The organism is Ruegeria sp. YTSC002, assembly GCF_059609845.1.
Genome location: NZ_JBXWML010000012.1, coordinates 59,337 through 84,221, shown reverse-complemented (window position 1 = coordinate 84,221; position 24,885 = coordinate 59,337). Strand labels below are relative to the sequence as shown.

25 protein-coding genes are annotated in these 24,885 nt (G+C 59.7%); 10 read left to right on the top strand and 15 right to left on the bottom strand.

The features are described 5' to 3' along the window. Positions 1-49: 49 nt before the first annotated feature. Positions 50-631: a transglycosylase SLT domain-containing protein gene (locus AC2FFD_RS18820; protein ID WP_496873827.1), complete on the top strand. Its 582-nt coding sequence runs from the start codon at positions 50-52 to the stop codon at positions 629-631. Between the two features lie 12 nt (positions 632-643). Here the strand turns inward: AC2FFD_RS18820 and AC2FFD_RS18815 are convergent, their stop codons facing one another. The 4 genes from AC2FFD_RS18815 to AC2FFD_RS18800 all read right to left on the bottom strand — a co-directional run bounded on the left by AC2FFD_RS18815 (position 644) and on the right by AC2FFD_RS18800 (position 6,837). After that, positions 644-1,240 carry a LolA family protein gene (locus AC2FFD_RS18815; RefSeq protein ID WP_170345603.1) on the bottom strand — a complete coding sequence of 199 codons (597 nt, stop codon included), beginning with the start codon at positions 1,238-1,240 and terminating at the stop codon, positions 644-646. Between the two features lie 39 nt (positions 1,241-1,279). Beyond that, a complete protein-coding gene (locus AC2FFD_RS18810; protein ID WP_480685941.1) occupies positions 1,280-4,204 on the bottom strand; it encodes a DNA translocase FtsK in 2,925 nt (974 codons plus the stop codon). Positions 4,205-4,218: 14 nt separating this feature from the next. After that, positions 4,219-5,400, bottom strand: coding sequence for an aminotransferase class I/II-fold pyridoxal phosphate-dependent enzyme (locus AC2FFD_RS18805; RefSeq protein ID WP_496873826.1), 1,182 nt, complete (start codon positions 5,398-5,400; stop codon positions 4,219-4,221). Between the two features lie 108 nt (positions 5,401-5,508). Continuing rightward, positions 5,509-6,837 (bottom strand): amidase, encoded by a 1,329-nt coding sequence (locus AC2FFD_RS18800; RefSeq protein WP_496873825.1) that lies wholly within the window; start codon positions 6,835-6,837, stop codon positions 5,509-5,511. A gap of 52 nt (positions 6,838-6,889) precedes the next feature. Between AC2FFD_RS18800 and AC2FFD_RS18795 the strand changes: the two genes are divergently transcribed. After that, entirely contained in the window at positions 6,890-8,152 is a 1,263-nt protein-coding gene (locus AC2FFD_RS18795; protein ID WP_245223640.1) for an FAD-dependent monooxygenase, read from the top strand. Here AC2FFD_RS18795 and AC2FFD_RS18790 read toward each other — a convergent pair. The 4 genes from AC2FFD_RS18790 to AC2FFD_RS18775 form a co-directional block, all read right to left on the bottom strand. Further along, on the bottom strand, positions 8,149-8,334 hold the full coding sequence (locus AC2FFD_RS18790) for a Trm112 family protein (protein WP_170345599.1): 186 nt from the start codon (positions 8,332-8,334) through the stop codon (positions 8,149-8,151). The genes AC2FFD_RS18795 and AC2FFD_RS18790 overlap by 4 nt on opposite strands. Then, complete coding sequence (locus AC2FFD_RS18785; RefSeq protein ID WP_496873824.1) at positions 8,331-8,972, bottom strand: LON peptidase substrate-binding domain-containing protein; 642 nt, start codon at positions 8,970-8,972, stop codon at positions 8,331-8,333. The genes AC2FFD_RS18790 and AC2FFD_RS18785 overlap by 4 nt, the downstream gene beginning before the upstream one ends. Positions 8,973-8,999: 27 nt before the next feature. Continuing rightward, positions 9,000-9,914 carry a thioredoxin gene (gene trxA / locus AC2FFD_RS18780; protein WP_496873823.1) on the bottom strand — a complete coding sequence of 305 codons (915 nt, stop codon included), beginning with the start codon at positions 9,912-9,914 and terminating at the stop codon, positions 9,000-9,002. 75 nt (positions 9,915-9,989) lie between these two features. After that, positions 9,990-10,778: an exodeoxyribonuclease III gene (locus AC2FFD_RS18775; RefSeq protein WP_170345596.1), complete on the bottom strand. Its 789-nt coding sequence runs from the start codon at positions 10,776-10,778 to the stop codon at positions 9,990-9,992. Positions 10,779-11,020: 242 nt separating this feature from the next. Here AC2FFD_RS18775 and AC2FFD_RS18770 point away from each other — a divergent pair, with 242 nt between their 5' ends. Continuing rightward, positions 11,021-11,839 carry a DUF2189 domain-containing protein gene (locus AC2FFD_RS18770; RefSeq protein ID WP_480685935.1) on the top strand — a complete coding sequence of 273 codons (819 nt, stop codon included), beginning with the start codon at positions 11,021-11,023 and terminating at the stop codon, positions 11,837-11,839. 218 nt (positions 11,840-12,057) lie between these two features. On the opposite strand, the gene AC2FFD_RS18765 is transcribed toward AC2FFD_RS18770, so the two are convergent. Further along, entirely contained in the window at positions 12,058-12,744 is a 687-nt protein-coding gene (locus tag AC2FFD_RS18765) for a response regulator transcription factor (protein WP_117872957.1), read from the bottom strand. A 162-nt stretch (positions 12,745-12,906) separates the two neighbouring features. Here AC2FFD_RS18765 and ribA point away from each other — a divergent pair, with 162 nt between their 5' ends. Next, a complete protein-coding gene (ribA, locus tag AC2FFD_RS18760; protein ID WP_170345594.1) occupies positions 12,907-13,998 on the top strand; it encodes a GTP cyclohydrolase II in 1,092 nt (363 codons plus the stop codon). Then, on the top strand, positions 13,995-14,495 hold the full coding sequence (locus AC2FFD_RS18755; protein WP_496873822.1) for a L,D-transpeptidase family protein: 501 nt from the start codon (positions 13,995-13,997) through the stop codon (positions 14,493-14,495). Before ribA ends, AC2FFD_RS18755 begins: the two co-directional genes overlap by 4 nt. Here the strand turns inward: AC2FFD_RS18755 and AC2FFD_RS18750 are convergent. Further along, complete coding sequence (locus AC2FFD_RS18750) at positions 14,479-15,138, bottom strand: YggS family pyridoxal phosphate-dependent enzyme (protein WP_170345592.1); 660 nt, start codon at positions 15,136-15,138, stop codon at positions 14,479-14,481. The two genes, AC2FFD_RS18755 and AC2FFD_RS18750, sit on opposite strands and share 17 nt — an antisense overlap. Before the next feature lie 101 nt (positions 15,139-15,239). Further along, positions 15,240-16,289 carry a porin gene (locus AC2FFD_RS18745; protein WP_170345591.1) on the bottom strand — a complete coding sequence of 350 codons (1,050 nt, stop codon included), beginning with the start codon at positions 16,287-16,289 and terminating at the stop codon, positions 15,240-15,242. 285 nt (positions 16,290-16,574) lie between these two features. On the opposite strand from AC2FFD_RS18745, the gene AC2FFD_RS18740 reads away from it, so the two are divergent. The 4 genes from AC2FFD_RS18740 (at position 16,575) to holA (ending at position 21,170) form a co-directional block, all read left to right on the top strand. After that, positions 16,575-17,057, top strand: coding sequence for a DUF3576 domain-containing protein (locus AC2FFD_RS18740; protein ID WP_170345590.1), 483 nt, complete (start codon positions 16,575-16,577; stop codon positions 17,055-17,057). A gap of 72 nt (positions 17,058-17,129) precedes the next feature. Beyond that, positions 17,130-19,667: a leucine--tRNA ligase gene (gene leuS, locus AC2FFD_RS18735; protein ID WP_496873821.1), complete on the top strand. Its 2,538-nt coding sequence runs from the start codon at positions 17,130-17,132 to the stop codon at positions 19,665-19,667. Continuing rightward, on the top strand, positions 19,654-20,145 hold the full coding sequence (gene lptE, locus AC2FFD_RS18730) for an LPS assembly lipoprotein LptE (protein WP_170345588.1): 492 nt from the start codon (positions 19,654-19,656) through the stop codon (positions 20,143-20,145). Before leuS ends, lptE begins: the two co-directional genes overlap by 14 nt. Then, positions 20,142-21,170, top strand: a complete 1,029-nt coding sequence (gene holA, locus AC2FFD_RS18725) for a DNA polymerase III subunit delta (protein ID WP_425080104.1) — start codon at positions 20,142-20,144, stop codon at positions 21,168-21,170. Before lptE ends, holA begins: the two co-directional genes overlap by 4 nt. Before the next feature lies 1 nt (position 21,171). On the opposite strand, the gene AC2FFD_RS18720 is transcribed toward holA, so the two are convergent. Next, entirely contained in the window at positions 21,172-22,356 is a 1,185-nt protein-coding gene (locus AC2FFD_RS18720; protein WP_496873820.1) for a TIGR03862 family flavoprotein, read from the bottom strand. A 48-nt stretch (positions 22,357-22,404) separates the two neighbouring features. Here AC2FFD_RS18720 and AC2FFD_RS18715 point away from each other — a divergent pair, with 48 nt between their 5' ends. After that, positions 22,405-22,701, top strand: coding sequence for an HNH endonuclease (locus tag AC2FFD_RS18715; protein WP_117872024.1), 297 nt, complete (start codon positions 22,405-22,407; stop codon positions 22,699-22,701). Here AC2FFD_RS18715 and AC2FFD_RS18710 read toward each other — a convergent pair whose 3' ends face one another. The 3 genes from AC2FFD_RS18710 to AC2FFD_RS18700 are packed head-to-tail and all read right to left on the bottom strand — an operon-like array spanning position 22,702 to position 24,784. Then, the gene (locus tag AC2FFD_RS18710) at positions 22,702-23,439 is read right to left on the bottom strand and encodes a VOC family protein (protein ID WP_496873819.1); all 738 of its coding nucleotides are present in this window, start codon (positions 23,437-23,439) and stop codon (positions 22,702-22,704) included. Then, positions 23,436-24,044 (bottom strand): enoyl-CoA hydratase/isomerase family protein, encoded by a 609-nt coding sequence (locus tag AC2FFD_RS18705; RefSeq protein ID WP_170345584.1) that lies wholly within the window; start codon positions 24,042-24,044, stop codon positions 23,436-23,438. Before AC2FFD_RS18705 ends, AC2FFD_RS18710 begins: the two co-directional genes overlap by 4 nt. Beyond that, a complete protein-coding gene (locus AC2FFD_RS18700; RefSeq protein ID WP_496873818.1) occupies positions 24,041-24,784 on the bottom strand; it encodes an SDR family oxidoreductase in 744 nt (247 codons plus the stop codon). Before AC2FFD_RS18700 ends, AC2FFD_RS18705 begins: the two co-directional genes overlap by 4 nt. Between the last annotated feature and the right edge of the window lie 101 nt (positions 24,785-24,885).

Genomic DNA, 24,885 nt, shown 5'->3' with positions numbered 1-24,885 from the left:
TCCTCAGCGCTCAATCTGCGCTAGAATAAGCAAAAAAGGCACGAGGCACATGAGCAGAATTCTTTTCGTACTCCTTGGGGTGCTGCTTCTGGCATCCTGTGGGGGCGGTTCCAATCAGCCGCCCAGCAGATTGAACGACGCGTGCAGCATTGCGCGTGAAAAACCCGACTTTATCAAGGCCTTCAAGAATACCGAGCGCAAATGGGGCGTTCCGGTTCACGTTCAGATGGCGACCATCTATCAGGAAAGCCGGTACAAGCATGACGCGCGCACGCCACACAGATATGTTCTGGGCGTGATCCCGATGGGCCGTCAAAGCAGCGCTTACGGCTATGGTCAGGCACTGGACGGGACGTGGGAACAATATCAGCGCGAAACAGGAAAACGTCGGGCCAAACGGGATCGCATCCGCGACGCCTCGGATTTCATCGGCTGGTACATGAACAAAAGCTACGAGCGCAACGGCATCCATCCCAGCGACACGCGCAATCAATACCTGGCCTATCACGAAGGCCATACAGGGTACGCGCGCGGCAGCTACAACAACAAATCCTGGCTGTTGAACGTTGCAAATGACGTGGACGCGCGCGCGCGACTATATCAGGCACAGTTGGCGAACTGCCGGTACTGATGCGTCAGCGGGTCAGCGATTGCCTGACCCGCTTCTCTTTTTGTCCGAGAACAGCTTCTGATCAAGGCGACCGCCTTCATTCAGGGCGCCCAGCAATACCGTTGTCTGGCTGCCTGCATTGTCGTGAATCACCCATTTGCGCAGCTCGACCGGATTGTCCGTGAACATCAGTTCGATCCGGCCCGCTTCGGGGTTTTTGGGGTCCTGCGCGGTGACAACCGTGGCCGTCCCGTCAAAGCTGTGACCTACAACCATATTTGCCTGGCTCAGGTTCACGTTGCGCGCCAGCACGATGGACAGGGGCGTGCGCTTAAGCGGGTATTGCTCGGGCGGCTGGTTCGATTTCGGATCAAAGATCTGAACACTTCCGGATCTCGCCAGAACCACGGCACTGTTGGGCGGGTCATATTCAAACCGCATCTTGCCGGGGCGCTGCATCCACAGCTTGCCGGTACTCAGCGAGCCATCGTCATTCACCTGCGTGAATGTCGTCTGAACCGTCTTCAATCCGTTCAGGTAGTTGGAAATCTGTGAAAGCGGCAGTTTCTCCGCCGCCCATGCGGCGGGTGCGGCCAGTGTCAAAGCAAGGGCAAAAGCAATCTGTTTCATGCCGTACAGATAGGTCTTCTGCCCTTGTTATTAAATATCTTACTGTTCGGGGACGAGGATTTCGCGTTTCCCCACATGATTTGCTGACGAAACAACACCTTCGTCTTCCATTTGCTCAACAAGCCGTGCAGCTTTGTTGTAGCCGATGGCAAGTTTTCGCTGGATGTACGAGGTCGAGCATTTGCGATCCTTGATCACGATTGCCACCGCCTGATCGTAGAGCGCATCCTCTCCGTTCGTATTGCCACCTGTGTTCAACCCCAGAACGGCATCGATATTGTCAGCCTTATCTTCGGCCGGGCCATCCAGCACCGTGCTGACGTAATCCGGCGGGCCGAACTGTTTCAGGTGGTTTACGACTTCCTCGACCTCTTCATCCGACACGAACGGCCCGTGGCAGCGGGTAATCTTGGCACCGCCAGCCATGTAAAGCATGTCGCCCTGCCCCAGCAGCTGTTCGGCGCCCATTTCACCCAGAATGGTGCGGCTGTCGACTTTCGACGTCACCTGGAACGAAATCCGCGTTGGGAAGTTCGCCTTGATCGTACCGGTGATCACGTCGACCGAAGGGCGCTGTGTGGCCATGATCAGGTGAATGCCCGAGGCCCGCGCCATCTGCGCCAGACGCTGGATGCAGGCTTCGATTTCCTTTCCCGCCACCATCATCAGGTCGGCCATCTCATCGACGATGACGACGATATAGGGCATCGCTTCGGGCGCGAATTCTTCCGTCTCGAATGTGGGTTCTCCGGTTTCATCGTCAAACCCGGTCTGCACCGTGCGGCTGAACATCTCGCCTTTGGCCAGCGCATCCTTCACGCGCCCGTTGTAACCCGCGATGTTGCGGACGCCCATCTTGGACATCTTGCGATAGCGGTCCTCCATCTCGCCCACGACCCATTTCAGTGCGACCACCGCCTTTTTCGGGTCGGTCACGACCGGCGACAGCAGGTGCGGGATGCCGTCATAGACCGACAGTTCCAGCATCTTGGGATCGATCATAATCAGACGGCATTCATCCGGCGTCAGCTTGTACAGCAGTGACAGGATCATCGTGTTGATTGCCACCGACTTACCTGACCCGGTGGTGCCCGCAATCAGCAGGTGCGGCATCTTCGCCAGATTCGCCACGACGGATTCGCCGCCGATATCCTTGCCCAGGGCCAACGGCAGCGCCTGGTTGCCATCGCCAAAGTCACGGCTGGCCAGGATTTCGCGCAGAACCACCATTTCGCGGTTTTCGTTCGGCAGTTCGATACCGATCACCGAACGCCCCGGCAGGGTCGAAACCCGCGCCGACAGGGCCGACATCGAGCGTGCGATGTCGTCGGCCAGGCCGATCACACGGCTTGCCTTCAGACCCGGAGCGGGCTCCAGCTCGTACATGGTCACAACCGGGCCGGGGCGAACGCTGACGATCTCGCCCTTGACGCCGTAATCATCCAGAACGTTCTCCAACATCCGCGCGTTTTCTTCCAAGGCTTCATCGCTCAGATGATGGCGCTGAATGCTGGCCGGATTCGACAAAAGGCCCAGAGGTGGCAGTTCGAAATCCGAGTGCCGCTCTTCAAAGGACAATGCGGGCTGCGCCTCGGCCTGTGCGCGGCGAGACGGCTGCGGTGTGCGGCGTATCGGTTGTGCGACCACGGGCTTGCGCGGTTCGGCCACCGGGATTTTCATTGCCGGGCGCGGTTGCCGAACAGCTTGTTCGACATCCTCGAATACCTCTGCGTCCCCCTCGTCCAGTTCGGGCGCATAGGGGGTCTGCATGGGCGCGGGCGCGTTTTCAACCAGTGCGGAGTCTTGCGACTCTGGCTTGTCACCCGCTGTTACGGGTGGCTCGGGCGGCAGCCCTGCTGCTGTCACCGGCGGTTCCATCGGCAAGCCATCGGGCTGGCTTGTGTTCAGAATCAGCGGCCCTGGGCGGCGGCCACGGCCTTTGGTCAGCGGAAGGTTCGGGTCGGGTTCGGGCGTCACCTCACCGGTGGCCACTTTGCGATTGCGCACAGCGGCCGAGATTTTCGACCGGATGCGATCTTCCCCCGGCATTTCGTCGAAACCCGCGATCGGTTCCGGATCGACCAGCTCTGGCTCGGGCATGGGATCGGGGCGCCTGATGAGTGACGGCATGCGCGCCAACAGGCCGGATTTGACCGGAGGTTCGGGACTTTCCAGTTCAGGTTCTTCAAAGATTGGATCGGCATAAGCCAGATCATCCTCGAACACGGCCTCGGCCGCTGCGGTTCGCGCAAGTTTGCGCTCTTCCCATTGCGCGCGGCGATCTCGCGCAGCCTGCGCTGCCGAGGCTGCACCACGGCCCATCAGGGTCATCAGCATGTCGTATGCCATAACGAGACCCAGCAGGAAGGCTCGGAAGCCCTTTTTTACATCAGCTTTGGTGAAGCCCAGAACAAATATGCCCAGCGCGATCATCCCGACCGCCATGGCAAGCGACATCAGCTTCACCAGAAAATGGGACGAAATCGGCAGCAGCGTCAGCAACGCGCCCATGACCGTATCGCCGAACAATCCGCCCAAACCATAGCTGTGGGTCGCGCGCCAGTCTGCGTCAGGAACGAGGGTTGCGGCGTACACCGAGACGACGGCGATCCAGATCGGCGCAAAGATCAGACGCGCGATCGCGCGATCTTCCCCGAAATGGCCCGCAAACCGAACCCCCCAACCGATCAGAACCAATGCGATGCCCCAGCTTCCCCAGCCGACGATCATGAACAAGGGAGCGGCGATCGAGGCCCCAATCCGCCCCATCCAGTTTTGCACCGGTGCGTCGGTGGACACCATCCAGTTTGGATCATCAGGTGTGTAGGACCAGATCATCGCGGCCGCAGCCAAACCCAGCAGGATCAGGGCGATGCCAATCAGTTCCTTGCTGCGTCGCTCCAGGGCTGCCTGCGTTGTGCTGTCCAGCAATGGATCGCGGTTACGCGCGTTGTATGATGCCATTTTGCCCTCGTACCTCACGAATAGATGCAGTCGCGGAGTGTGATCAGACCACGCTGCAACTCTGTTTTTGGGGCCACCAATGCAGCCCGAATAAATCCTTCGCCCGGGTTCTTTCCCGGATCGCTTTGTGAAAGATATGCGCCCGGCAGGACCCGGACACCGGTTTCCTTCCAGACTTTCAATGCGGTGTCTTCACCATTCTCGACCGGCAGCCACAGGAAGAATCCGGCCTCGGGCGGCATATAGCCCTGCACGCCTGCGAATACCTCATCCGCTATGGCGTATTTTTCCTGATACAGCGCGCGGTTTTCGCGAACGTGTTCCTCATCCGCCCAAACCTTTGCCGCGGCAGCTTGCAAGGGCAGAGGCAGAGGCGACCCGGCATAGGTGCGCAACTGCTTGACCTGTTTGATCGACTTTGGACCACCTGCGACAAGTCCCGACCGCAAGCCGGCCAGATTCGAACGTTTGGAGAGTGAGTTGAACAGCGTGATCCGTTCAGGATCAGCGCCCAGGTCCTGCGCGACGGTCAGAATACCTGTCGGGGCCTCATCACGGTAAATCTCGGAGTAACACTCATCCGCAAAAATGCGGAAATCGTACTGCTCGGCCAGACGGATCAGGTCGGCCCAATAATCGCGCGAGGCAACGGCCCCCTGTGGATTGGCCGGTGAACAGATATAGGCCACGGCGGTGCGGTTCAGCACGTCCGCAGGCAGGCCGGCATAATCCGGCAGATGGCCCGTCGCGGCGGTGGCTGGCACGAAGTATGGCTGCGCGCCGACCGACAGCGAGGCGACCATGTAAACCTGGTAAAACGGGTTCGGGCACAGGATGATCGGCTGCTGACCATTCTTCTGTTCCGGGCACAAAGCCATGGCGGCGTTGTATAGCCCCTCGCGCGTGCCGTTCAGCGCCATTACGTTGGCATCAGGGTCCATCTGAACCCCATATCTCCGCTTGATCCAGCCCGTGATCGCACTGCGCAGGTCATCCGACCCTTCGTTCGGGGGATATCCCTGGAACCCGGCGGCGTTTTCCATGATGACATCCGTCACCCAGGCCGGAAATTCATGTGTCGGCGCACCAATGGTCATATGAATGACGTCACCGCCCGGCTGGTGATGATCCAGCAGGGCGCGCAGACGCGGGAATGCATAAGCCGGTAGGTTCGAAAACCGCTCGGGGAAAACCATAATACTGCCTCAATATCGGGGTCATTGGCGCCCCGTTTTTTTGGCAGATTACAGTCCGTATGCCTCTTCGTCCAGACAAAGAGGTTCCGAATCAGGGGATTGTGGCATTCAGGCCAGCACCGATTCCGCTGCCGAACCAAGCCGCAACAACGCCTCTTCCGAGCCGGGATAGCCCAACATCATCAACCCGCAACCGGGGGTTCCGGTGGGCAGGCTCAGCGCCGCAAGCCCCATCAGATTGCCAATCCGCGTGTTCCGCAGGGCCAGAAGATTCTCAGTCACGTAGTAGTCGTGATCGCTGAGCAAGCGCTCCAGATTGGGCGGCAAAATCGGCGCTGTCGGCGCCAGAACCGCATCAAACCCGGCAGTTGCCGCGTCCCAGGCGCTGCGGCACGCCTTGAGCTTGGCCCAGGCGGCCACATAGTCGGGGCCCGAATACCCCATGCCAATGCGGAAGCGTTCGAGTATCTCGGGATACATCGCGTCGGGATTGGCCTTGATCACATCGCGCCACAGCCCATAGGCCTCGGTCGTGTATACGATGCTGGTCAACGTCATGGCCTCGTTCAACTCGGGCACTTCCAACGGCACGATCTCGGCCCCCGCGTCCGCAAGTTTGGCAACGGCTTCGTCATATGCTTTGCGCGGTGTGTCGCGCAGATCGTCTTTGGCGATGTTCTGCAAATCGGCAAAACGGCGTCCTTTCAGCGAAGCGCCACGCAGATCGGCAGGCGTCCCCCCCTCGAGCAGAGCCAGAACATGCGCCGCATCCTCGACCGAACGCGCCACAGGTCCAACCGTGTCAAACCGCAGGCAAAGCGGTACCACACCTTCCAGGCTGAGCCGCCCCGCAGTGGTTTTCAGCCCCACCAGATCATTCCATGCCGCCGGGATACGCACCGACCCGCCCGTGTCCGAGCCGATGCCACACGCCGCCAACCCCCAGGCGACCGAGGCCGCCGCCCCTGAAGACGACCCCCCGGGCACTGCTGCCTCGTCATGAATGCAGGGCGGGGTTTCGGTGATCGGATTCAACCCGAGGCCGGAAAAGGCCAGCTCGCTCATATGCGTCTTGCCCAGACAAACCGTTCCCATCTGAGTCGCGTTGCGCAGCACCAGAGCATCCGCTTCCGGTACGCGATCCTTCAACAGAGCCGAACCGGCCTCGGTCACGGTGCCGGCGGTGTCGAACAGGTCTTTCCAACTGATCGGGACCCCGTCCAGCAACGACCGGCGCAGGCCCAGTTGCGCGCGTTGCCGAGCGGCTTCAGCCTCAGCCCGGGCACGGTCATGGGTGACGCGGGCATAGATGCGGTCCCGATGCGGATGAGCGTCAATAGCGGACAGGTAGGTTTCCGTCAGTTCGACCGGATCGATCTGGCCCATGCCAATGCCACGGCCCAAATCACACGCGGTCATGGTCAACCAGTCCTGCATCTCATCCCTCCTGATTTTTAGGCTTTGGGTGACGGTAGCGACAGGACTGCACATGGACAATCCCGAAAGGGCGCGCATATTGCAGGGCATGACACAGGCTTCTGACATTCTGATCGTGGGCGGCGGGTTGAACGGCCCTGCTTTGGCGCTGGCACTGGCACAAACCGGTCATTCGGTCACGGTGATCGATGCGCTGGTCGAAAAGGCGCGCAAGAACGCGGCATTCGACGGGCGTGCCTATGCGCTGGCTCTGGCCTCACAGCGGTTGTTGGATGCCATCGGTATTTGGGACCGCGTCGCGCAGCACGCCCAACCGATGCTGGAAATCAAGGTCACAGATGGCCATGCCGGAACAGGACCATCACCTTTTTTCATGCATTTCGACCATGCCGAGATCGAAGAAGGCCCGATGGGGTACATGGTCGAGGATCGCCACCTGCGCCGTGCTTTTCTGGACGCGATGGCCGAAGAGCCGCGCATCACCCAGGTAAGCGGCAAATCCGTCGTTTCGCAACAGGCCGACACTGCCAACGTGACCGTGACGTTGGATGACGGCACAACCCTGGGCGGCATCCTGCTGGTTGGCTGTGACGGTCGCCGCAGCGGAACCGCGTCTCGGGCCGGCATCAAACGCACCGGTTGGGATTATGGCCAGACGGCATTGGTCTGCGCCATCGAACATGAGCTGCCGCATATTGGCATTGCGCATCAGTTTTTCATGCCACCCGGTCCGCTGGCGATTCTGCCGTTGACTGGCAATCGCAGTTCCATCGTCTGGAGCGAACGCACCGAAACCGCACAGCACATCAACGCCCTGCCCGAAGATGATTACGTGCAAGTGCTACGCCCGAGATTTGGCGATTTTCTTGGCAAAATCAGTCTGGCGGGTGATCGTTTCACTTACCCGCTGAACCTGACCATCGCCAATGCCTTCATCAGTGATCGCATGGCGCTGGTTGGGGATGCCGCGCACGGAATGCACCCCATTGCCGGTCAGGGCCTGAATGCTGGCCTGCGCGATGTCGGCGCTCTGGCTGAAGTTCTGACTTTGGCGGGACGGCGCGGCGAGGATATCGGCTCGCTCATGGTGCTGGAGCGCTATCAGGAATGGCGCCGTTTCGACACGGCCTCGCTGGCAATGGCGACAGATGTCTTCAACAAGATGTTTTCAAACGACAATCCGTTGCTGCGCCTTGGTCGTGACATTGGCATGGGAGTTGTCGGCGCTTTGCCCGGGCTGCGTCGCGGCTTCGTTCGCGAGGCTGCCGGGCTGACCGGCGATCTGCCCAAGCTGTTGCAAGGGCGCCCGATTTAATCCAGCTGCCGGGCCTCGTCGACCAGCATGACCGGAATCCCGTTGCGGATGGGAAAAGCCAAACCCGCCGCTTTTGAAACAAGTTCCCGCCTTTCGGCGTCATAGTGCAGGGTCGTATGTGTCTGCGGGCAGATCATCGCCTCGAGCATGTGACGATCAAAGGCGTGTTCAGGGTCGGTCATTGCAGTTTTTCCTCATTCGATCCGCCTCGCATGGCGAATTCAATCAGCGTCACCAACGTCTCGCGCCGGGTGCGCAGGCAAGGGGCTTCCAGCAGGGCCTGTTTGTCCTCGGGGTCGAAATCCAAAAGCATCGACAGGGAATTCACCAAAAGCTCATCCTCGGCATCTTTGAGCGAATCCCAGTCGGTGGACAATTGACGGGATGAAAAGAAACGCTCCAACAGTGTCAGGAACGCGTTGCGGTCAAACCCGTTGTCTTTCTCGGCCTTTCCCAGATCACGATCGAACCCGTCCCACGAGACCGCACACCTCCGGTAGGGCGTGAACGCGTCCAGCTCTGACAGGACCCTGAACCGGGATATACCGGTCAACGTGATCAGATACCGGCCATCTTCGGTTTCCGAAAACTGCGTCACCCGCCCTGCGCATCCAATACGGTGCAGTTTGTCCTCGTCTTTGACCGAAGGATTCGGCTGAACCATTGCGATCAACCGTTCCTTGGTTTTCAGCGCGTCGTCCAGCATCTGAAGATAGCGCGGCTCGAATATGTGAAGCGGCAAGCGCGAGCGGGGCAGCAGCAGTGCCCCGGGCAATGGAAAAACGGATACCGTATCCGGCAGGTCGGCGGGGTGCATCATGTACCCAATTCTAGCTCTGATGAGAGATTAGGCAAATATCATCGAACTGAGTTTGCGACGTCCGTTCAGAACAATCGGGTCATTGGCCTTGAGCGCATCGAAGATGGTGAAAAGCTGTGTCTTGGCCGCGCCCTCATTCCATTCACGATCCCGGCGGAACAGCTCCAGCAATTGTGCCACGGCTTCTTCCACATTGCCGTTCGCGTGCAGCGCCTGGGCCAGATCAAAGCGGGCCTGATGGTTGTCCGGATCCGCCTCGACAGCCGCCATCAGCTCGGCGACGGGGCCGGCATCTGCCGCCTGCTTGGCAAGTTCCAGCTGCGCATGTGCGGCTTCCAGCTCGGCCGATGTGGATATCTCGGCCGGAGCGCCGTTCAGGATCGCCTCTGCCTGCTCCAGATCACCGGTGGCGATATGCGCCCGCACCAGCCCGCCATAAGCCGCGGCGTGGTTCGGGTCTTCGCCCAGAATCGCGGCAAAGGTCTGAGCCGCGTCCGCGGCAGCACCTTCGGCGAGCATTTCCTCGGCAGCCTGCACGGCATCATCCAACTGGCCGCCCGGGCTTTCACCGCCTGCGGCTTCGATCACACGGTCCACGAAAGCCTTGATCTCGGATCCCGGCAACGCGCCTTGAAACCCGTCCACCGGCTGACCCTTGAAAAAGGCATAGACGGTCGGGATCGACTGGATGCGCATTTGCGCGGCAATTGTCTGCGCGTCATCCACATTGATCTTGACCATCTTCACCGCGCCTTTCGCGGCTGTCACAGCCTCTTCCAGCATCGGGCCAAGGGTTTTGCACGGGCCACACCAAGGTGCCCAGAAATCGACGATCACAGGTGTTTCCTGCGAGGTTTCGACCACATCGGCCATGAAAGTGGCCTCGGTCCCGTCTTTGATCAGATCGGTTGCTGGGGCGTCTCCGCCGTTCAGAAGGTCCATGGCAATCACTCTTTCGTTCGAATTTGCGCCCTATATGCAGTCGCTGGCCGCGGAAACCAAGGGCTGAGTTGCAGATCAGACGTCGAAACTGGCAAAGACCGGAGCGTGATCGCTGGGTTTTTCCCATCCACGGGCGTCCCTCAGGATGCGGCTGGAATGGCCCGCGTTCGAGATATCGGCCGTGGCCCAGATATGGTCCAGCCGGCGCCCCTTGTCTGCCGCATCCCAATCCCGGGCGCGATAGGACCACCAGCTGTAAAGCTGCCCTTCCGGAATATCCTGACGGGTGATATCGACCCAGCCGCCTGCTTCCTGTGTCTCGGCCAGATGCTCGACCTCGACGGGCGTGTGCGAGACGACCTTCAGCAGTTGTTTGTGTGACCATACATCATCCTCACGCGGGGCGATGTTCAGATCACCGACAAGGATGGATTTAGCCGGCTTTTCCGCACGGAACCAATCGCGCATATCAGTGAGATAGTCGAGCTTCTGGCCGAATTTCTCATTGACGTCCCGGTCCGGCACGTCGCCGCCCGCCGGGACATAGAAGTTGTGGATCGTGACACCGTTTTCCAACCGCCCGGCAATGTGGCGGGCATGTCCGAGACCAGCGAAATCCTTGTCACCCACCTCTTCCATCGGCAGGCGCGACAGGATGGCGACGCCGTTGTAACCCTTCTGCCCCCGCGCGATCATGTGCCTGTAACCCAGTTCGGCAAACCCTTCGGTCGGGATCTTCTCAACCGGTGATTTGCACTCTTGCAGGCACAATACGTCAGGGGCTTCTTCTTGCAGCAATTTCAGAACGATAGGCTCACGCAGGCGAACGGAATTGATGTTCCATGTGGCAAGGGTGAAAGGCATGTCGGGGATTCCTTTGTCGCGATTGGCGCAGGTTAGCGTGGCACAAAGCCAGTTGCCACGAGAAAAGGCGGCTTCATCCCTGGACTATCCGTCGGCAGGTCAACGAGCTTTGCCGTCGAGCTTCCTCTTGCCCTGATACCTCGCCTGATGCAGACTTGTGTGCGAATGAGGAATGTCTATTTCACCGCTGGGTCTGTTCGCGAACAGACCGGCCCGGCACGATGCTTTGGGAGGAGTGTGTCATGGCATCCGAATCCGCAGGTTCCACGCCGCCGGAAAACCTGACGCCACAGCAGCAAACCATGCCCAATGTCAACAGGGTCACTGTAGATGATATCACAGCGTCACTGAAGGCAGGGTTTTCCGACTTTCTGGCCCGCCCTGTCATGAGCGGTTTCTTCGGCCTTTTCTTTGCGGTTTTCGGAATTCTGTTGGTTTGGGCCCTGATCTGGCTTGGCCAGATCTGGATGATTATCCCTGCCATTGTAGGCTTTCCGCTGATCGCCCCTTTTGCCGCCGCCGGGCTTTATGAAATGTCGCGCCGCTTGCAGAAAGGCGAAAGCTTTGGCTGGTCTGAAATCCTGACCGTTATGGCCAATCAACGCAAACGCGAAATGGGCTGGATGGCCTTTGTCACTCTTTTCATTTTTTGGGTATGGATTTACCAGGTTCGGCTTTGGTTGGCGATCATACTCCAGAACGCATCCTTTTCGGATTTCGACGGGTTTTTGAACGCCGTATTCTTCACACCGCAGGGTTGGATATTCCTTGCCGTAGGCACCTGTGTCGGCGCATTCCTGTCGGCCGTACTGTTTTCGGTGACCGTCGTCGCCATGCCCTTGCTGCTGGACCGGGAAACCAACTTCATTTCCGCCATGTTGACCTCTTTGCGCGTCGTATCCGAAAGCCCGGTGGTCATGCTGGGCTGGGCGGCGATCATCTCGGTCACCATGCTGTTGTCGCTGGTTCCGGCGTTTCTGGGTCTGGTTTTCACCCTTCCGATCCTTGGCCACACCACGTGGCACCTTTATCAGCGGGCCGTTGCTCCCGTGGAAGAGTGACCCGCCGCAGAGCTCATTGTTCTATTATGGGCCAAAAATCGGTCAGTGCTGCTTTCTGTCTTGCGTAGCAGCCCCCCTTCAGCACCGAAAAAAAGCCGGGCCATTCGGCCCGGCAGTCCAACAGGGAGGTACATGTCATGACCCGGACATGCACGGGTTGGGAGTAACCTAATTATGAGTTCAGAGTATCACTTTGATCCACATCAATCCACAACCAGTTAAGACACGAGCCTATATCCACCCGATTCTGTGACCAAAAGGCGCGCATTGGACGGATCGGGCTCGATTTTCTGACGCAAACGGTAGATGTGGGTTTCCAGCGTATGCGTCGTGACCCCGGCATTGTATCCCCAAACTTCATGCAGCAGCACATCCCGCGCCACGACGCCATCGGTCGAGCGGTACAGGAACTTGAGGATGTTGGTTTCCTTCTCGGTCAGGCGGATCTTGCGGTCTTCTTCCGTGATCAGCATCTTCATCGCTGGTTTGAACGTATAGGGGCCAAGAACAAATACCGCGTCCTCGGATTGTTCGTGCTGCCGCAGCTGAGCGCGGATACGGGCCAGCAAAACCGGGAATTTGAATGGTTTGGAGACATAGTCATTCGCGCCGGCGTCCAGACCCAGAATCGTATCGGCATCGCTGTCATGACCGGTCAGCATCAGGATCGGGCTTTTGACACCCTGTTTGCGCATCAGGCGGCACAGTTCCCGCCCGTCGGTATCGGGCAGACCCACATCAAGAATGACCAGATCATAGATCGCTTCGCGTGCGCGCTCCATTGCGGACTGGCCGTCTGACGCTTCGAAAACGTCAAAGTCTTCGGTCATGACAAGTTGTTCGCTGAGCGCCTCGCGCAGATCCTCGTCATCGTCCACCAACAGGATTTTCTTGAGTTGAGCCATTTCCCGATCCTCCAAACGCTTTTCCATCACTTGCGCGCGGAATATGCAATCAACAAGATTTGCTGCAACGGTTTCACGCCTTCGTGTCAGAGTTGGCAGAAATGTTTCACATTTCCTTTCGAAACAGCTAGGAGAAAAGCTGAGCGTTATAGGGTAACATAGATGAGTCTCATTCCCGATATCACCGAACTTCTGGCCAGGGCCCGGGCCGATCTGCGCATGGGCGTTCCAGTGGTGCTGACCGATGACAGCGGCTTTAGCGTTGTGGCGATCTCTGCGGAAACGCTCAGCCCACAGCGCCTGGCTGATCTGAAAAAGCTCGGGGAACCGGTGGTGGCCATTACCGGGCGGCGGGCCGAAACACTCAAAGCGCGTGCCTATGACGGTGATCTCGCACGGGTTTCGATTCCCGCCGATGCAGACATCACATGGGTGCAGGCGGTTGCCGATCCCTCGGACGATCTGAGCGCGCCGATGAAAGGGCCGCTGATGACCGAGCGCCACGGTAACGCCAATTTGCACCGCATCGCGATTGCGTTGGCCAAGTCCGCTCGCATTCTTCCCGCCGCGGTCGTCGTGCCGGTCGAAGACGGTCGGGCCTTTGCCGTATCGCACGGCCTGACCTGCATAGATCACACACGCGCCGCCCCGCATCTGGCGGACCGCAGCGCCTTGCATGAGGTGGTCGCCGCCCGCCTTCCGATGGAAGTCTCCGAGGCCGGTCGCCTGCATGTTTTCCGCCCCGAAGATGGCGGAGAAGAGCATTACGCGGTCGAAATAGGCCGCCCGGATCGGGACAAGCCGGTTCTGGCCCGGTTGCATTCCGCCTGTTTCACGGGCGATCTGATGGGCAGCCTGAAATGCGACTGCGGTCCGCAACTGCGCGGCGCGCTGGCACAAATGGGGGCCGAAGGGGCAGGAGTTCTTCTGTACCTGAACCAGGAAGGGCGCGGTATCGGGCTGGCCAACAAGATGCGCGCCTATTTTCTCCAAGATCAGGGCTTTGACACGGTAGAAGCAAACCACAGGCTGGGTTTCGAGGATGATGAGCGCGATTTCCGACTCGGGTCGGATATCCTGAAATCGCTGGGTTTCAACTCGGTGCGCCTGCTGACCAACAACCCCGCCAAGATCTCGATGATGGAACGCACGGGGATCGCCGTGACCGAGCGCGTTCCTTTGAAAGTGGGCGAAACCGCGCATAACCGGGGATACCTGGCCACGAAAGCCGCGAAATCCGGGCACTTGCTGTGACCCCAAGTGATTTGGTTCTGACCCCGAACGGCGTTCGGTTTCTGGGCAGAACGTTTCCGTGTTCCATTGGCAAAGGCGGATTGAACAACACGAAACACGAGGGTGACGGGGCGACACCTACCGGATGCCATCGAATCGTCGGCATGCTCTATCGGCCCGACCGGCTGGTCGCCCCCAACTTCTGGGCGATCCCGATTGGGCCGCAGGACTTGTGGTCGGATGACGTCGAGGACAGCCGCTACAATCACATGGTGCCCGCCCCTTATGCGTTCAGTCATGAAAAACTGCGCCGGGCTGATCCGCTTTACGATCTGGTTCTGTTGACCGACTGGAACTGGCCGAATGCGGTTCCCGGCAGGGGATCGGCAATTTTTCTGCACCAGTGGCGCAGGCCCGGCTACCCAACCGAAGGTTGCATCGCCTTCCGTCGGGACCATTTGCACTGGATTGCAGGGCGAATCTCTCCTGGAACGCGCCTGATCATCCCAGAGGTTTGACCCGCTCGCCGAAAATGGCCGACCCGACGCGGACATGGGTCGCGCCCAAGGCGATGGCCTGCTCGAAATCACCGCTCATACCCATCGACAAGCCCTCAAGCCCGTTGCGTGCGGCGATCTTGGCCAAAAGTGCGAAATGAAGTGTGGGTTCTTCATCGACCGGCGGGATGCACATCAACCCGCGCACCGGAAGGTCCAAAGACTGGCATTCCGCGATGAACCCGTCCGCGTCCGCGGGAAGAACGCCGGCCTTCTGCGCTTCTTCACCCGTATTGACCTGAATGAACAAGTCGGGGCAGTATCCCAACTCTTGCGCCAGCCGCGCCAGGGTTTTGGCCAGTTTGGGGCGATCGACCGAATGGATCGCATCACACAGTTCCATCGCCTGCCTGGCTTTGTTGGTCTGCAACGGGCCGATGAGATGCAGATCGACGGCATCGAACTGCTCTTTGAAAGCGGGCCATTTGCTGGCCGCCTCCTGAACGCGATTCTCACCAAAACACCTGTGCCCCTGCTCAAGAACGGCCTGAACCCGTTCGTTGGGCTGCACCTTGGAAACGGCAATCAATTTGACCGAACCGGCCTGCCGTTGTGCTTTGGCTTCGGCTTTGGCGATACGCGCGGTGATCTCTTGCAACGACATGGGGCCCTCAATCTGTCTTTGGCGCAGAAAAACACCAAGTCGGCGCAAAAGAAAAGGGCGAGTCCGAAGACCCGCCCTTAAACCTTACGGTTCAGATCAGCTTAGAAGTTGAACTGAGCACCGAAGTCAGCCTTGATGGTCGAGTCTGCGCAAGAGTCACAGTCGTTTACACCCAGACCACCGCGCAGCGATGCACCGCCACCCAGGTCGTAGATTGCACCGATAGCAACCTGCTGAAGGTCAGCAGATGCGTTACCGTCACCATAGGTGAACAGCAGGGTGGTTGCAGCGCCCAGGTTGTAGGCAGCCGACAGACCCCATGCAGTACCGTCGGTCGAAGCAACTTTGGTTGCGTCGTCCGCGACAAACAGAGTACCCGAGAAGTCACCCCATTCGCCACCCAGGGTCAGAACGGTCAGGCTCGGATCGCTGCCTGCGCCACCGTCGGTCTGACCATAGGCCAGAGCGGCAGTGATGTTGTTGAAGGTGTAGGTCGCGCTGATGTCCCAGCGGTCTGCGTCAGTGGTGGTCGAAGTGGCGCCACCAGCTGCAACAGTTGTAACCTGCGCTTGGTCATAAGACGCACCAAACGAGAAGTCGCCAACCGAATACTGGAAGAACACAGCGTTCGCGCCCGAACCGGTCGACGAGTACGCCAGGAAGCTGTAGTCAACGCCCGAGTACTGACCTGCGAACAGTTCCAGACCTACTTCGTTGCCGTAGTAGTTTGCCAGGTTGTCAAACGAACCTGCGACGTTGCCCGCGTCAACACGCAGACCGCCGTAGATGACCGAGAAGCGTGCGCCGTTCAGGCCGGCCGAGTTTGCTTCACCGGTGCTGCTGTCTTCGTCAGCTTGCAGACGAACACGGCCTTCAAAACGAACGCCGCCGTCGGTTTCTGCGATGCCGTCGATGTTCAGACGGAAGCGCGAGACCAGGATAGCGTCGTCAGACTGTGCGGTCGAGCTTGCGGATACGTCATCTGCTGTGCCCATCAGGCCGTCTGCGCCAGGTCCAGTAACGGTTGTGGTTGCGGTACGGTCTTCAGTGTAACCAATACCAAAACGGCCGTAACCGCTGAAGTTAATCTCAGCTGCCGCAACGCCTGCGGTCGCGATCAGCGCCGTCGATGCGAAGAGAACTTTTTTCATCTTGTTTCCCTCGGTTTCTTTCAAAAGAGTTATCTACTCGACACATGCCTCGGCATATGTCTCAGCACGGACACCGTTTCGCTCTTTTTGCCCCCATTGCGCAAGCTTGGCATAAACCCGGTCACGTCATTGGGGTCAGATTGGTGCAAGGATGCCACAGTTCCTTTTCGCCCGGATGCGGGTGATACACTTACATTTCAGAAGAATAGGCTTGTTGCAGCGAGGGTCCTTGGCTAGGAGTATGCCCTGAATACTGCAAAACAAGTGAAACAGGACCTGCTGACAATGCGCCTGCCTACGATTTTGGGATTAATCATGCTGACCACCACGATTGCGGCATGCGGGCAGAATCGAACCACTTCGACATATTCCCCCAATCCCGCCAGCGGTAATTCCGATGAACGCGAACTGAACGATCCCGAACGTTCAACGTTGTGGGACATTTTCGATCGCAGCAAGGCCGAGCAGACCACCAATGTAAACCGGTACCTGTGGGCAGCTTCTCTGGACATACTGAATTTCCTGCCTGTGCAGGAGGTCGATCCGTTTACCGGAGTGATCGTAACAGGTTACGGCACCCCTCCGGGCGGAGGCCGGTCATACAGGGCGACCGTACACATCAGCGATCCGGCGCTTGCGGCCCGGTCTTTGTCCGTCGCCCTGCAATCCAGCGGGGGCGCCCCGGTAAGCGCGGCAACAACCCGTGCCGTGGAGGATGCGATTCTGTCCCGCGCCCGTCAGCTGCGCATCGCCGACAACAAGTTCTAGCACTCCGCCGAAAATCACACTAATACCACGCCGGGTTCCTACCCGGCGTTTTCATTCACGAAGGACCGCACAATGTCGCGCTATTCGGCCACCGAAATCGAAGCAAAATGGCAAGAGGCCTGGGACAAGGCCGGGATCTTCACCGCCAAACGGACGGCGGACAAGCCGAAATACTATGTGCTTGAGATGTTCCCCTACCCGTCGGGGCGAATCCATATGGGGCATGTGCGCAACTATACGATGGGCGACGTCATCGCGCGGCACAAGCTGGCCACCGGGCACAATGTTCTGCACCCAATGGGCTGGGACGCGTTCGGGATGCCGGCGGAAAACGCTGCCATGGCGATTGGCGGCCACCCCAAGGAATGGACTTACGGCAATATCGCCGACATGCGCGCCCAGATGAAGCCGCTGGGCCTGTCGATCGACTGGTCCCGTGAATTCGCCACATGTGACCCGGAATATTATGGCCAGCAGCAGGCGCTGTTCCTCGACATGCTCGAGGCCGGGCTGGTCTATCGCAAGAATGCCGTGGTGAACTGGGATCCGGTCGACATGACCGTTCTGGCCAATGAACAGGTGGAAAACGGGCGCGGATGGCGCTCGGGCGCGCTGGTGGAACGGCGCGAGCTGACGCAGTGGTTCTTCAAGATCTCGGATTTCGCCGAAGAGCTGCTCGAGGCGCTGGATACGCTCGAGAACTGGCCCGCCAAGGTGCGGCTGATGCAGGAAAACTGGATCGGCAAGTCGCGCGGCCTGCAATTCGGGTTCGAGCGCACCGATGGTGGGGAACCGATAACTGTCTACACGACGCGGCCCGACACGCTGCTGGGTGCGTCCTTCGTGGGGATCTCGCCCGATCACCCGATCGCCAAACAGCTTGAGGCCGAAAACCCCGAAGTTGCTGAATTCGTTGCGGAATGCCGCAAGGGCGGCACCACGGAAGAAGCCATCGAAACCGCGGAAAAGCTGGGCTTTGACACCGGTATCCGCGTCAAGCACCCGCTGGACCCGAACTGGGAACTGCCGGTCTGGATCGCCAATTTCATCCTGATGGACTATGGCACCGGCGCGATCTTTGCCTGCCCGGCCCATGACCAGCGGGACCTTGATTTCTGCCGCAAATACGATCTGCCGGTGATCGATACGTTCTTTGCGCTGGACGACGACACGCCGGTCGACAAGATCGCCTTTGTCCCGCCGAAGACCGAAAAAGTCCGTTGGGTGAACCATTTCGCGGGCCTGACCGAAGCAACCGGCGAAGAGGCGATCAACACCACCATCGATTTCGCCGAAAAAGCCGGTTGGGGCGAAGGGGTCACGAAATATCGCCTGCGCGACTGGGGCCTCAGCCGCCAGCGCTATTGGGGTTGTCCGATTCCAGTCGTTCACTGCGAAAGCTGTGGCGTGGTCCCTGAAAAGAAAGAGAACCTTCCGGTTCGCCTGCCCGATGATGTCACCTTCGACAAACCGGGCAACCCGCTGGACCGCCACCCGACCTGGCGCGACTGCGCTTGCCCGAATTGTGGCGCCCCAGCCAAGCGCGAGACCGACACGATGGACACATTCGTGGATTCGTCATGGTATTTCGCCCGATTCACCGCTCCGCGCGCGGAAACACCCACCGATCTGGCCGAGGCGGAATACTGGATGAATGTAGACCAGTATATCGGCGGTATCGAACACGCGATTCTGCATCTGCTGTATTCGCGGTTCTTCGCCCGCGCGATGAACATCACCGGGCATTTGCCGGACAAAGCCATCGAACCCTTCGACGCGCTGTTCACCCAAGGCATGGTGACGCACGAGATCTACCAGACCCGCGATGCCAACGGTCGCCCGGTCTATCACCTGCCCGAGGAGGTCACGGACGGAAAACTGGCCGACGGCACAGAGGTCGAGATCATCCCATCGGCCAAAATGTCAAAGTCCAAGAAGAACGTTGTCGACCCGGTCAGCATCATCTCGGCCTTCGGCGCCGACACAGCCCGCTGGTTCGTGCTGTCCGATTCGCCGCCCGAACGGGACGTGGAATGGACGGCTGCGGGGGCCGAGGCCGCGTACAAGCATCTCAACCGTGTCTGGACTCTCTGCGACAAGATCGGTGCCATGGACCCGAACGCCACGGGCGAAGGCGATGAGGAGCTGCTGCGCGAGATGCACAAAACCATCCGCGACGTGACATTGGGTGTTGAAAGCTTTGGCTTCAACGCGGCCATCGCCAAGCTTTATGCCTTCACCAACACCCTGGCGAAATCCAAGGCAGGTGCTGCGGCCCAAAAGCAGGCCATCAAAACGCTGGCACAGCTGATGTCGCCGATGACACCACATCTGGCGGAAGATATTTGGGCCCATCAGGGCGGCGAAGGCCTTGTGGCCGTTGCGCCATGGCCCGTCGCCGACGAGGCGATGCTGGTCGACGACACCGTCACCTTGCCGATCCAGATCAACGGCAAGCGTCGCGCGGAAATCAGCGTGGCCAAGGATCTGGACAAAGCCGAGGTTGAAAAAATCGCGCTCAGCACCGAAGCTGTCCAAAAGGCGCTGGAAGGCAATGCGCCGAAGAAAGTAATCGTCGTTCCGGGCCGGATTGTGAATGTCGTCGTTTGATCGCAGAACCTTTTTGCTGATGCCGCTGGCGCTGGCCGCCTGCGGCTTTGAGCCCGTCTATGCGCCCGGCGGATCGGGTTCGGCCTTGTATGGCCGTGTCGAGGTGTCGGCCCCCAACACCGTGGAAAGCTATTTGCTGGTCCAAAATCTGGAACAGCAACTGGGGCGAAGCGCCGGGTCGGTCAACGACTACAAGCTGGATGTTCAGGTTTCGACCGTAACGCGTGGCGCAGCAATCACCACCACGAACGAAACGCAACGCTACACCATCGACGGACGCGCGCAATACACGCTGCGGTCCAACGCAACCGGTCAGATCATCGCCTCGGGCTCGGTGGCGGATTTTGTGTCATATTCCGCCGCAGGATCGACCGTTTCCACCTTGGCGGATGAGCGCGATGCCAAGAGACGGCTGATGATGATACTGTCGGGCCAGATCATGAACCGCCTTTACGCCATGCCGGACCTGGCCGCATGAAGCTGAGCCCGCGCGAGGCTGAGGGGTATTTTGCCAAGCCGGACGCGGACAAGACCGGGCTGCTTATCTATGGCGCGGATGCGATGCGGGTTGCGCTCAAGCGGCAACAGGTGCTGGCCGCTCTGCTTGGCCCCGAAGCCGAAGAAGAAATGCGCCTGACCCGCATGCCCGGTGGCGATCTGCGTGGTGATCCCGCTTTGTTGCTGGACGCGGTCAAGGCGGTCGGCTTCTTTCCCGGCCCACGTGCCGTTTTCGTAGAAGACGCAACCGAAACCGCAGCGCCTGCAATTCTGGCCGCGCTCGAAGACTGGGCCCCCGGAGACGCCCAGATCATCGTGACCGCAGGGCAATTGAAACCCAGTTCGAAAATCCGCAAGGTGTTCGAAGGCCACCCTGCCGCTTATGCGGTTGGCATTTATGACGACCCGCCCTCACGCGCCGAAGTGGAACGGGTTCTTGCCGAGTCGGGTATGAAAAACGTGCCCCGAGATGTCATGTCTGCAATCAGCGAATTGGCAGCAAGCCTCAGCCCCGGTGATTTCGCGCAAACGGTTGAAAAACTGTCTCTTTACAAGCGTGATGACAGCTCTGACTTGACAGTCGAAGATATCGAGGCCTGCGCTCCGCGCTCGACCGAGGCGGCGCTGGATGATGTTCTCAACGTCGTTGCCGAGGGCCGCGCCGGTGAGATCGGGCCGCTGATCCGGAGGTTGCAGGCGCAGGGCACCAACGGCGTGACTCTGTGCATCGGAGCAATGCGGCATTTTCGGACACTCTATGCCTGCGCGTCCGATCCCGGTGGTGCTGCGCAGGGCATCGGCAAGCTGCGTCCGCCGGTTTACGGCAAGCGGCGTGACCGTATCCTGCGACAGGCACAAGGTTGGGGGGCGGCCAAGCTGCAAACCGCGCTGACGGTTCTGACGGATACGGATTTGGCGCTGCGCTCTGCCGGGCAGACAGCCCCTGCCATGGCGCTGGTGGAACGCGCGATGATCCGTTTGGCGATGTTGGCGCGATCCCGCTAACTCACTTGGCCGTTTCAAGCCAATCTGCGGCGGTCTGACCGGCCCAGCGCCCGGTCGCCAGGCAAGCCGTGAGCAGATATCCCCCGGTTGGGGCCTCCCAATCCAGCATTTCACCGGCGCAGAACACACCCGGCAGGGCCGTCAGCATCAGCCCGTCATCCAGCGCTGTCCGTTTCACACCACCTGCGGTCGAAATGGCTTCGTCCATCGGGCGAAGTCCGGCATGCCGGATTGGTAGCTTTTTCAACATGCTCACTTGCACGGATTGAGAATGGCCGCCGTGTTTGGTCATTTCATGAAACAGGGCGATTTTCTGAGCGGACAGGTTCAGCGACTTTCTCATCCACTGGGACAGCGTTGTTTTCGACCGTTTCGCAGAAAACCGCGCCAGCAGAGCCTGTTGGTCCAGATCAGGCTTCAGATCAGCAAACAATGGCTGCCCCGCGCGCAAGGCCGGTGTCAGCGAATACAGCCCGCCGCCTTCCAGACCGGTTCTGGAAATCGCTGCCTCTCCTCGGCTCTCCAGGTCACCTGCCATCCATCGGACCGATTTCAATGCGGCCCCGAAATGAGGCTGCATATGTGGGCTCCAATCAACGGAAATGGCTGAGTTTGCAGGTTCGAACGGAGCCAGCGCCACGCCTTTTCCGGCCAATATCTGCGCCCAGTGACCGTCCGAGCCAAGGCGGGCCCAGCTTGCACCGCCCAGTGCCAGCACGGTGACATCCGGCGAAACACGGCGCCGCCCGTCCGGGGTGTCAAACACCGGCGCTTCACCGTCCCAGCCTGTCCAACGCCAGCGGGTCCTGACCTCGACCCCGGCCTTGCCCAACCGTGCCAGCCAGGCCCGCAACAAGGGTGAGGCCTTCATGGATTCAGGAAATACACGCCCTGTCGAGCCGACAAACAGCGTCTGCCCCAACCCGCGCGCCCAGTGCTGCACCGCCTCGGCATCAAAGTCAGTCATGATCGGGCGCAACCAATCCGCCGCTTCACCATAGGCGCGGATCAGGTCATCAAGCGGCTCGTCCTTGGTCAGGTTCAGCCCCGATTTCCCGGCCATCAGAAACTTGCGCGCGACCGAAGGTTTGGCCTCGGCCACCAACACGGAATGCCCGGCTGCGACCAGCTGTTCGGCCGCCATCAACCCGGCGGGGCCTGCTCCGATCACCATTGCCTGAGCCATTCGCACCCTCTTGCCTTCGCCCGTCACAGGCGCAAGTTTCACATCATCATGACGAACAGCGATCCGATCTGCCCGCTTTGCGGCCGCCCGATCCCCGACGGGGGTGGCAGCCTGCATCATCTGATCCCAAAACTCAAAGGAGGCAAGGGCGGACCGACCGTTCTGCTGCATCAGATCTGTCACAAAGAGGTGCACGCCACCCTGACCGAGGCCGAACTGGCACGCAGTTTCAACACGGTCGAGGCCCTGCGTGCGCATCCAAGGCTCGAGAAATTTCTGATCTGGGTCCGCAAACGCCCACCCGGGTTTCGTTCGAAAGTTCCGGGCAAGCGGCGCGGGCGGTGATCAGCCCGGCAGGATCGGGTCGCCGAAAGTATCTGTCAGGGGCTCGGACAGGCCTTCGATCTCGATACCCTGAAAGTCCGGTACATGCGCGAATTGTGCGCCCGCAACATGCTGGAATTCCAACGTCGTATAGGCGCGTTTCCACAGCCATTCGCGGTTTTCAACAGCCCAAAGATCAGGATTGGGAGGGGTTTCGTCCGTAAAGGCATAGAAATGCAGGTCAAAGCCGCAAGGGGCGACCTCCTGCATCGACAACAACGACATGCCCCGGGCGCGCCAGAACGCGTCTTCGGCGGCAATATCGCCGGTTCGAAGGGTAATCTGACCGATCCGAGCCCGCGCGAAGGGCGCGTCGGGGTCCGCCGCATGCGGCGGTCGGTTGCCTTCGAAATCATGTTGCAGCAGCTCGATGACGAACCCTTCGGGATCCGCAAGATGGCACATGTAGCCGATGTCCAGAAACTGGTTCGGCATGCTCACTGGAACGTCAAACCTGCGCAGATGAGCCGCAGCAAGATCGACATCCGGTACAGTGATTCCTATCTTCCAGTACCGCTGCCCCCTGTCATGGGTGTATCCTCCTCCACCCGGCAGCAGCAAAATGTCTGCGTCTGCGCCGTCATAGCCGACACGGCGACCGGTTTCTGCTTGGCCAACATACATGCCCAGAACGTCGCGATAAAACGCGGCCAGCCGATCCGGATCAGCGACCCGCAGGCGCAGTGCAGACAGCCTCATGAACACAACCTTGCGATTCCCGCTGCGATCTCGGGGTCGGCATTCACGCTGTCTGCCACCAGATCGCGTGCGGTTTGCATCAGGTGATCGGGATCGACAATCCGGTCGACCAGACCAAATTCATACGCTTCCTGCGCGGTGATTTTCTGACCGGCCATGAGAATCAACTTGGCCCTGGCCGGTCCGACCAGAGCCGCCAGCCGCGCGGGGTCGGACGGTTGCGGCAGAAACCCCAGCTTCATCACCGGATAGAAGAACTTGGCCGATGGCACGGCAATGCGCAGATCACAGGCCAGCGCCATACCATTGGCCCCACCGGCCAGGGTGCCATTCAGTGCGGCGACGGTCAGACAGGGCAGCGCGGCAATGGCACCAGACAGCCTTTCCCAGACATCCGATTTGGCCAGACCGGCGCGCGCCTCGTCGAGATCTGCCCCGGCACTGAACACTTTGCCCGCGCCGGTCAGGATCAACGCCTTGGCCCCTGTCGCGGATTCGGCAATCTCGGCCAGTTCCGCCAGCATGGCCCCCGTCAGGGCGTTTGCTTTGTCAGGGTTGTTGATCGTGACGGTCCAGAGGCCGCCTTCTTTGGTCAAATCGATCATATCAGCCCGGCCCGTTTGCGAATGTCTTCAAGCCGCAGCGAAATTTCGGTGCCCAGGAACTCATCTGCATCATCGGAACACATCCACAGAAGCGCCCGTGCGGGCCAGTCCGCGGGGATATGGACATCCCAGTCCAGCTGACTGACGGGATTGATGCCGCTGGCCTTGATCGAACGCTGCATATCGGTGGCCACCGTCCCCGGTGAAAGACCCATGGCGCGAATACCATTATGGGCTTCTTCCAGATGCAGACATTCCGTGAGCATCTTGGCCCCGGCCTTCGAGGCGCAATAATGGCTCCAGGCTTCGACCGGGTTCGACGCCGCACCGGACGAGATCGTCAGAATGCTCCCTCCTCCCGCAGCCCGCATTACTGGCAACGCCGCGCGCATCCCATAGAAAATGCCTTTCAGGTTGATGTCGATGGCCTTGCTCCACGCCTCGGTGTCAGCATTCGAGAGATGAAAGATCGGATCGATCACGCCGGCATTGCCGATCAGAACATCCAACCCACCGAACCGGTCCACGCATGTGGCCACGGCTTGTTCCACCTGCGCGAAATCGCTGACGTCACAGGCCAGTGCGATGGCCTGATCGCCCAATTCTGCGGCCAGCGCGTCAATCTGATCCTGGCTGCGGGCCACCAATGCGACATTGGCACCGGCTGCGGCAAAAACGCGCCCTGCCTCGGCCCCAATTCCTCGGCTGGCCCCGGTTATGAGAACAGTTTTTCCCTGCATTTGCCCTTCCTCACGCATTGCAATCTCTGTCGGCTACAGCCGTAACGCGTAAACGGGGAAAGGGTCCAGCCCTTGCCCCCTTGACGATACCCGCCACAAAC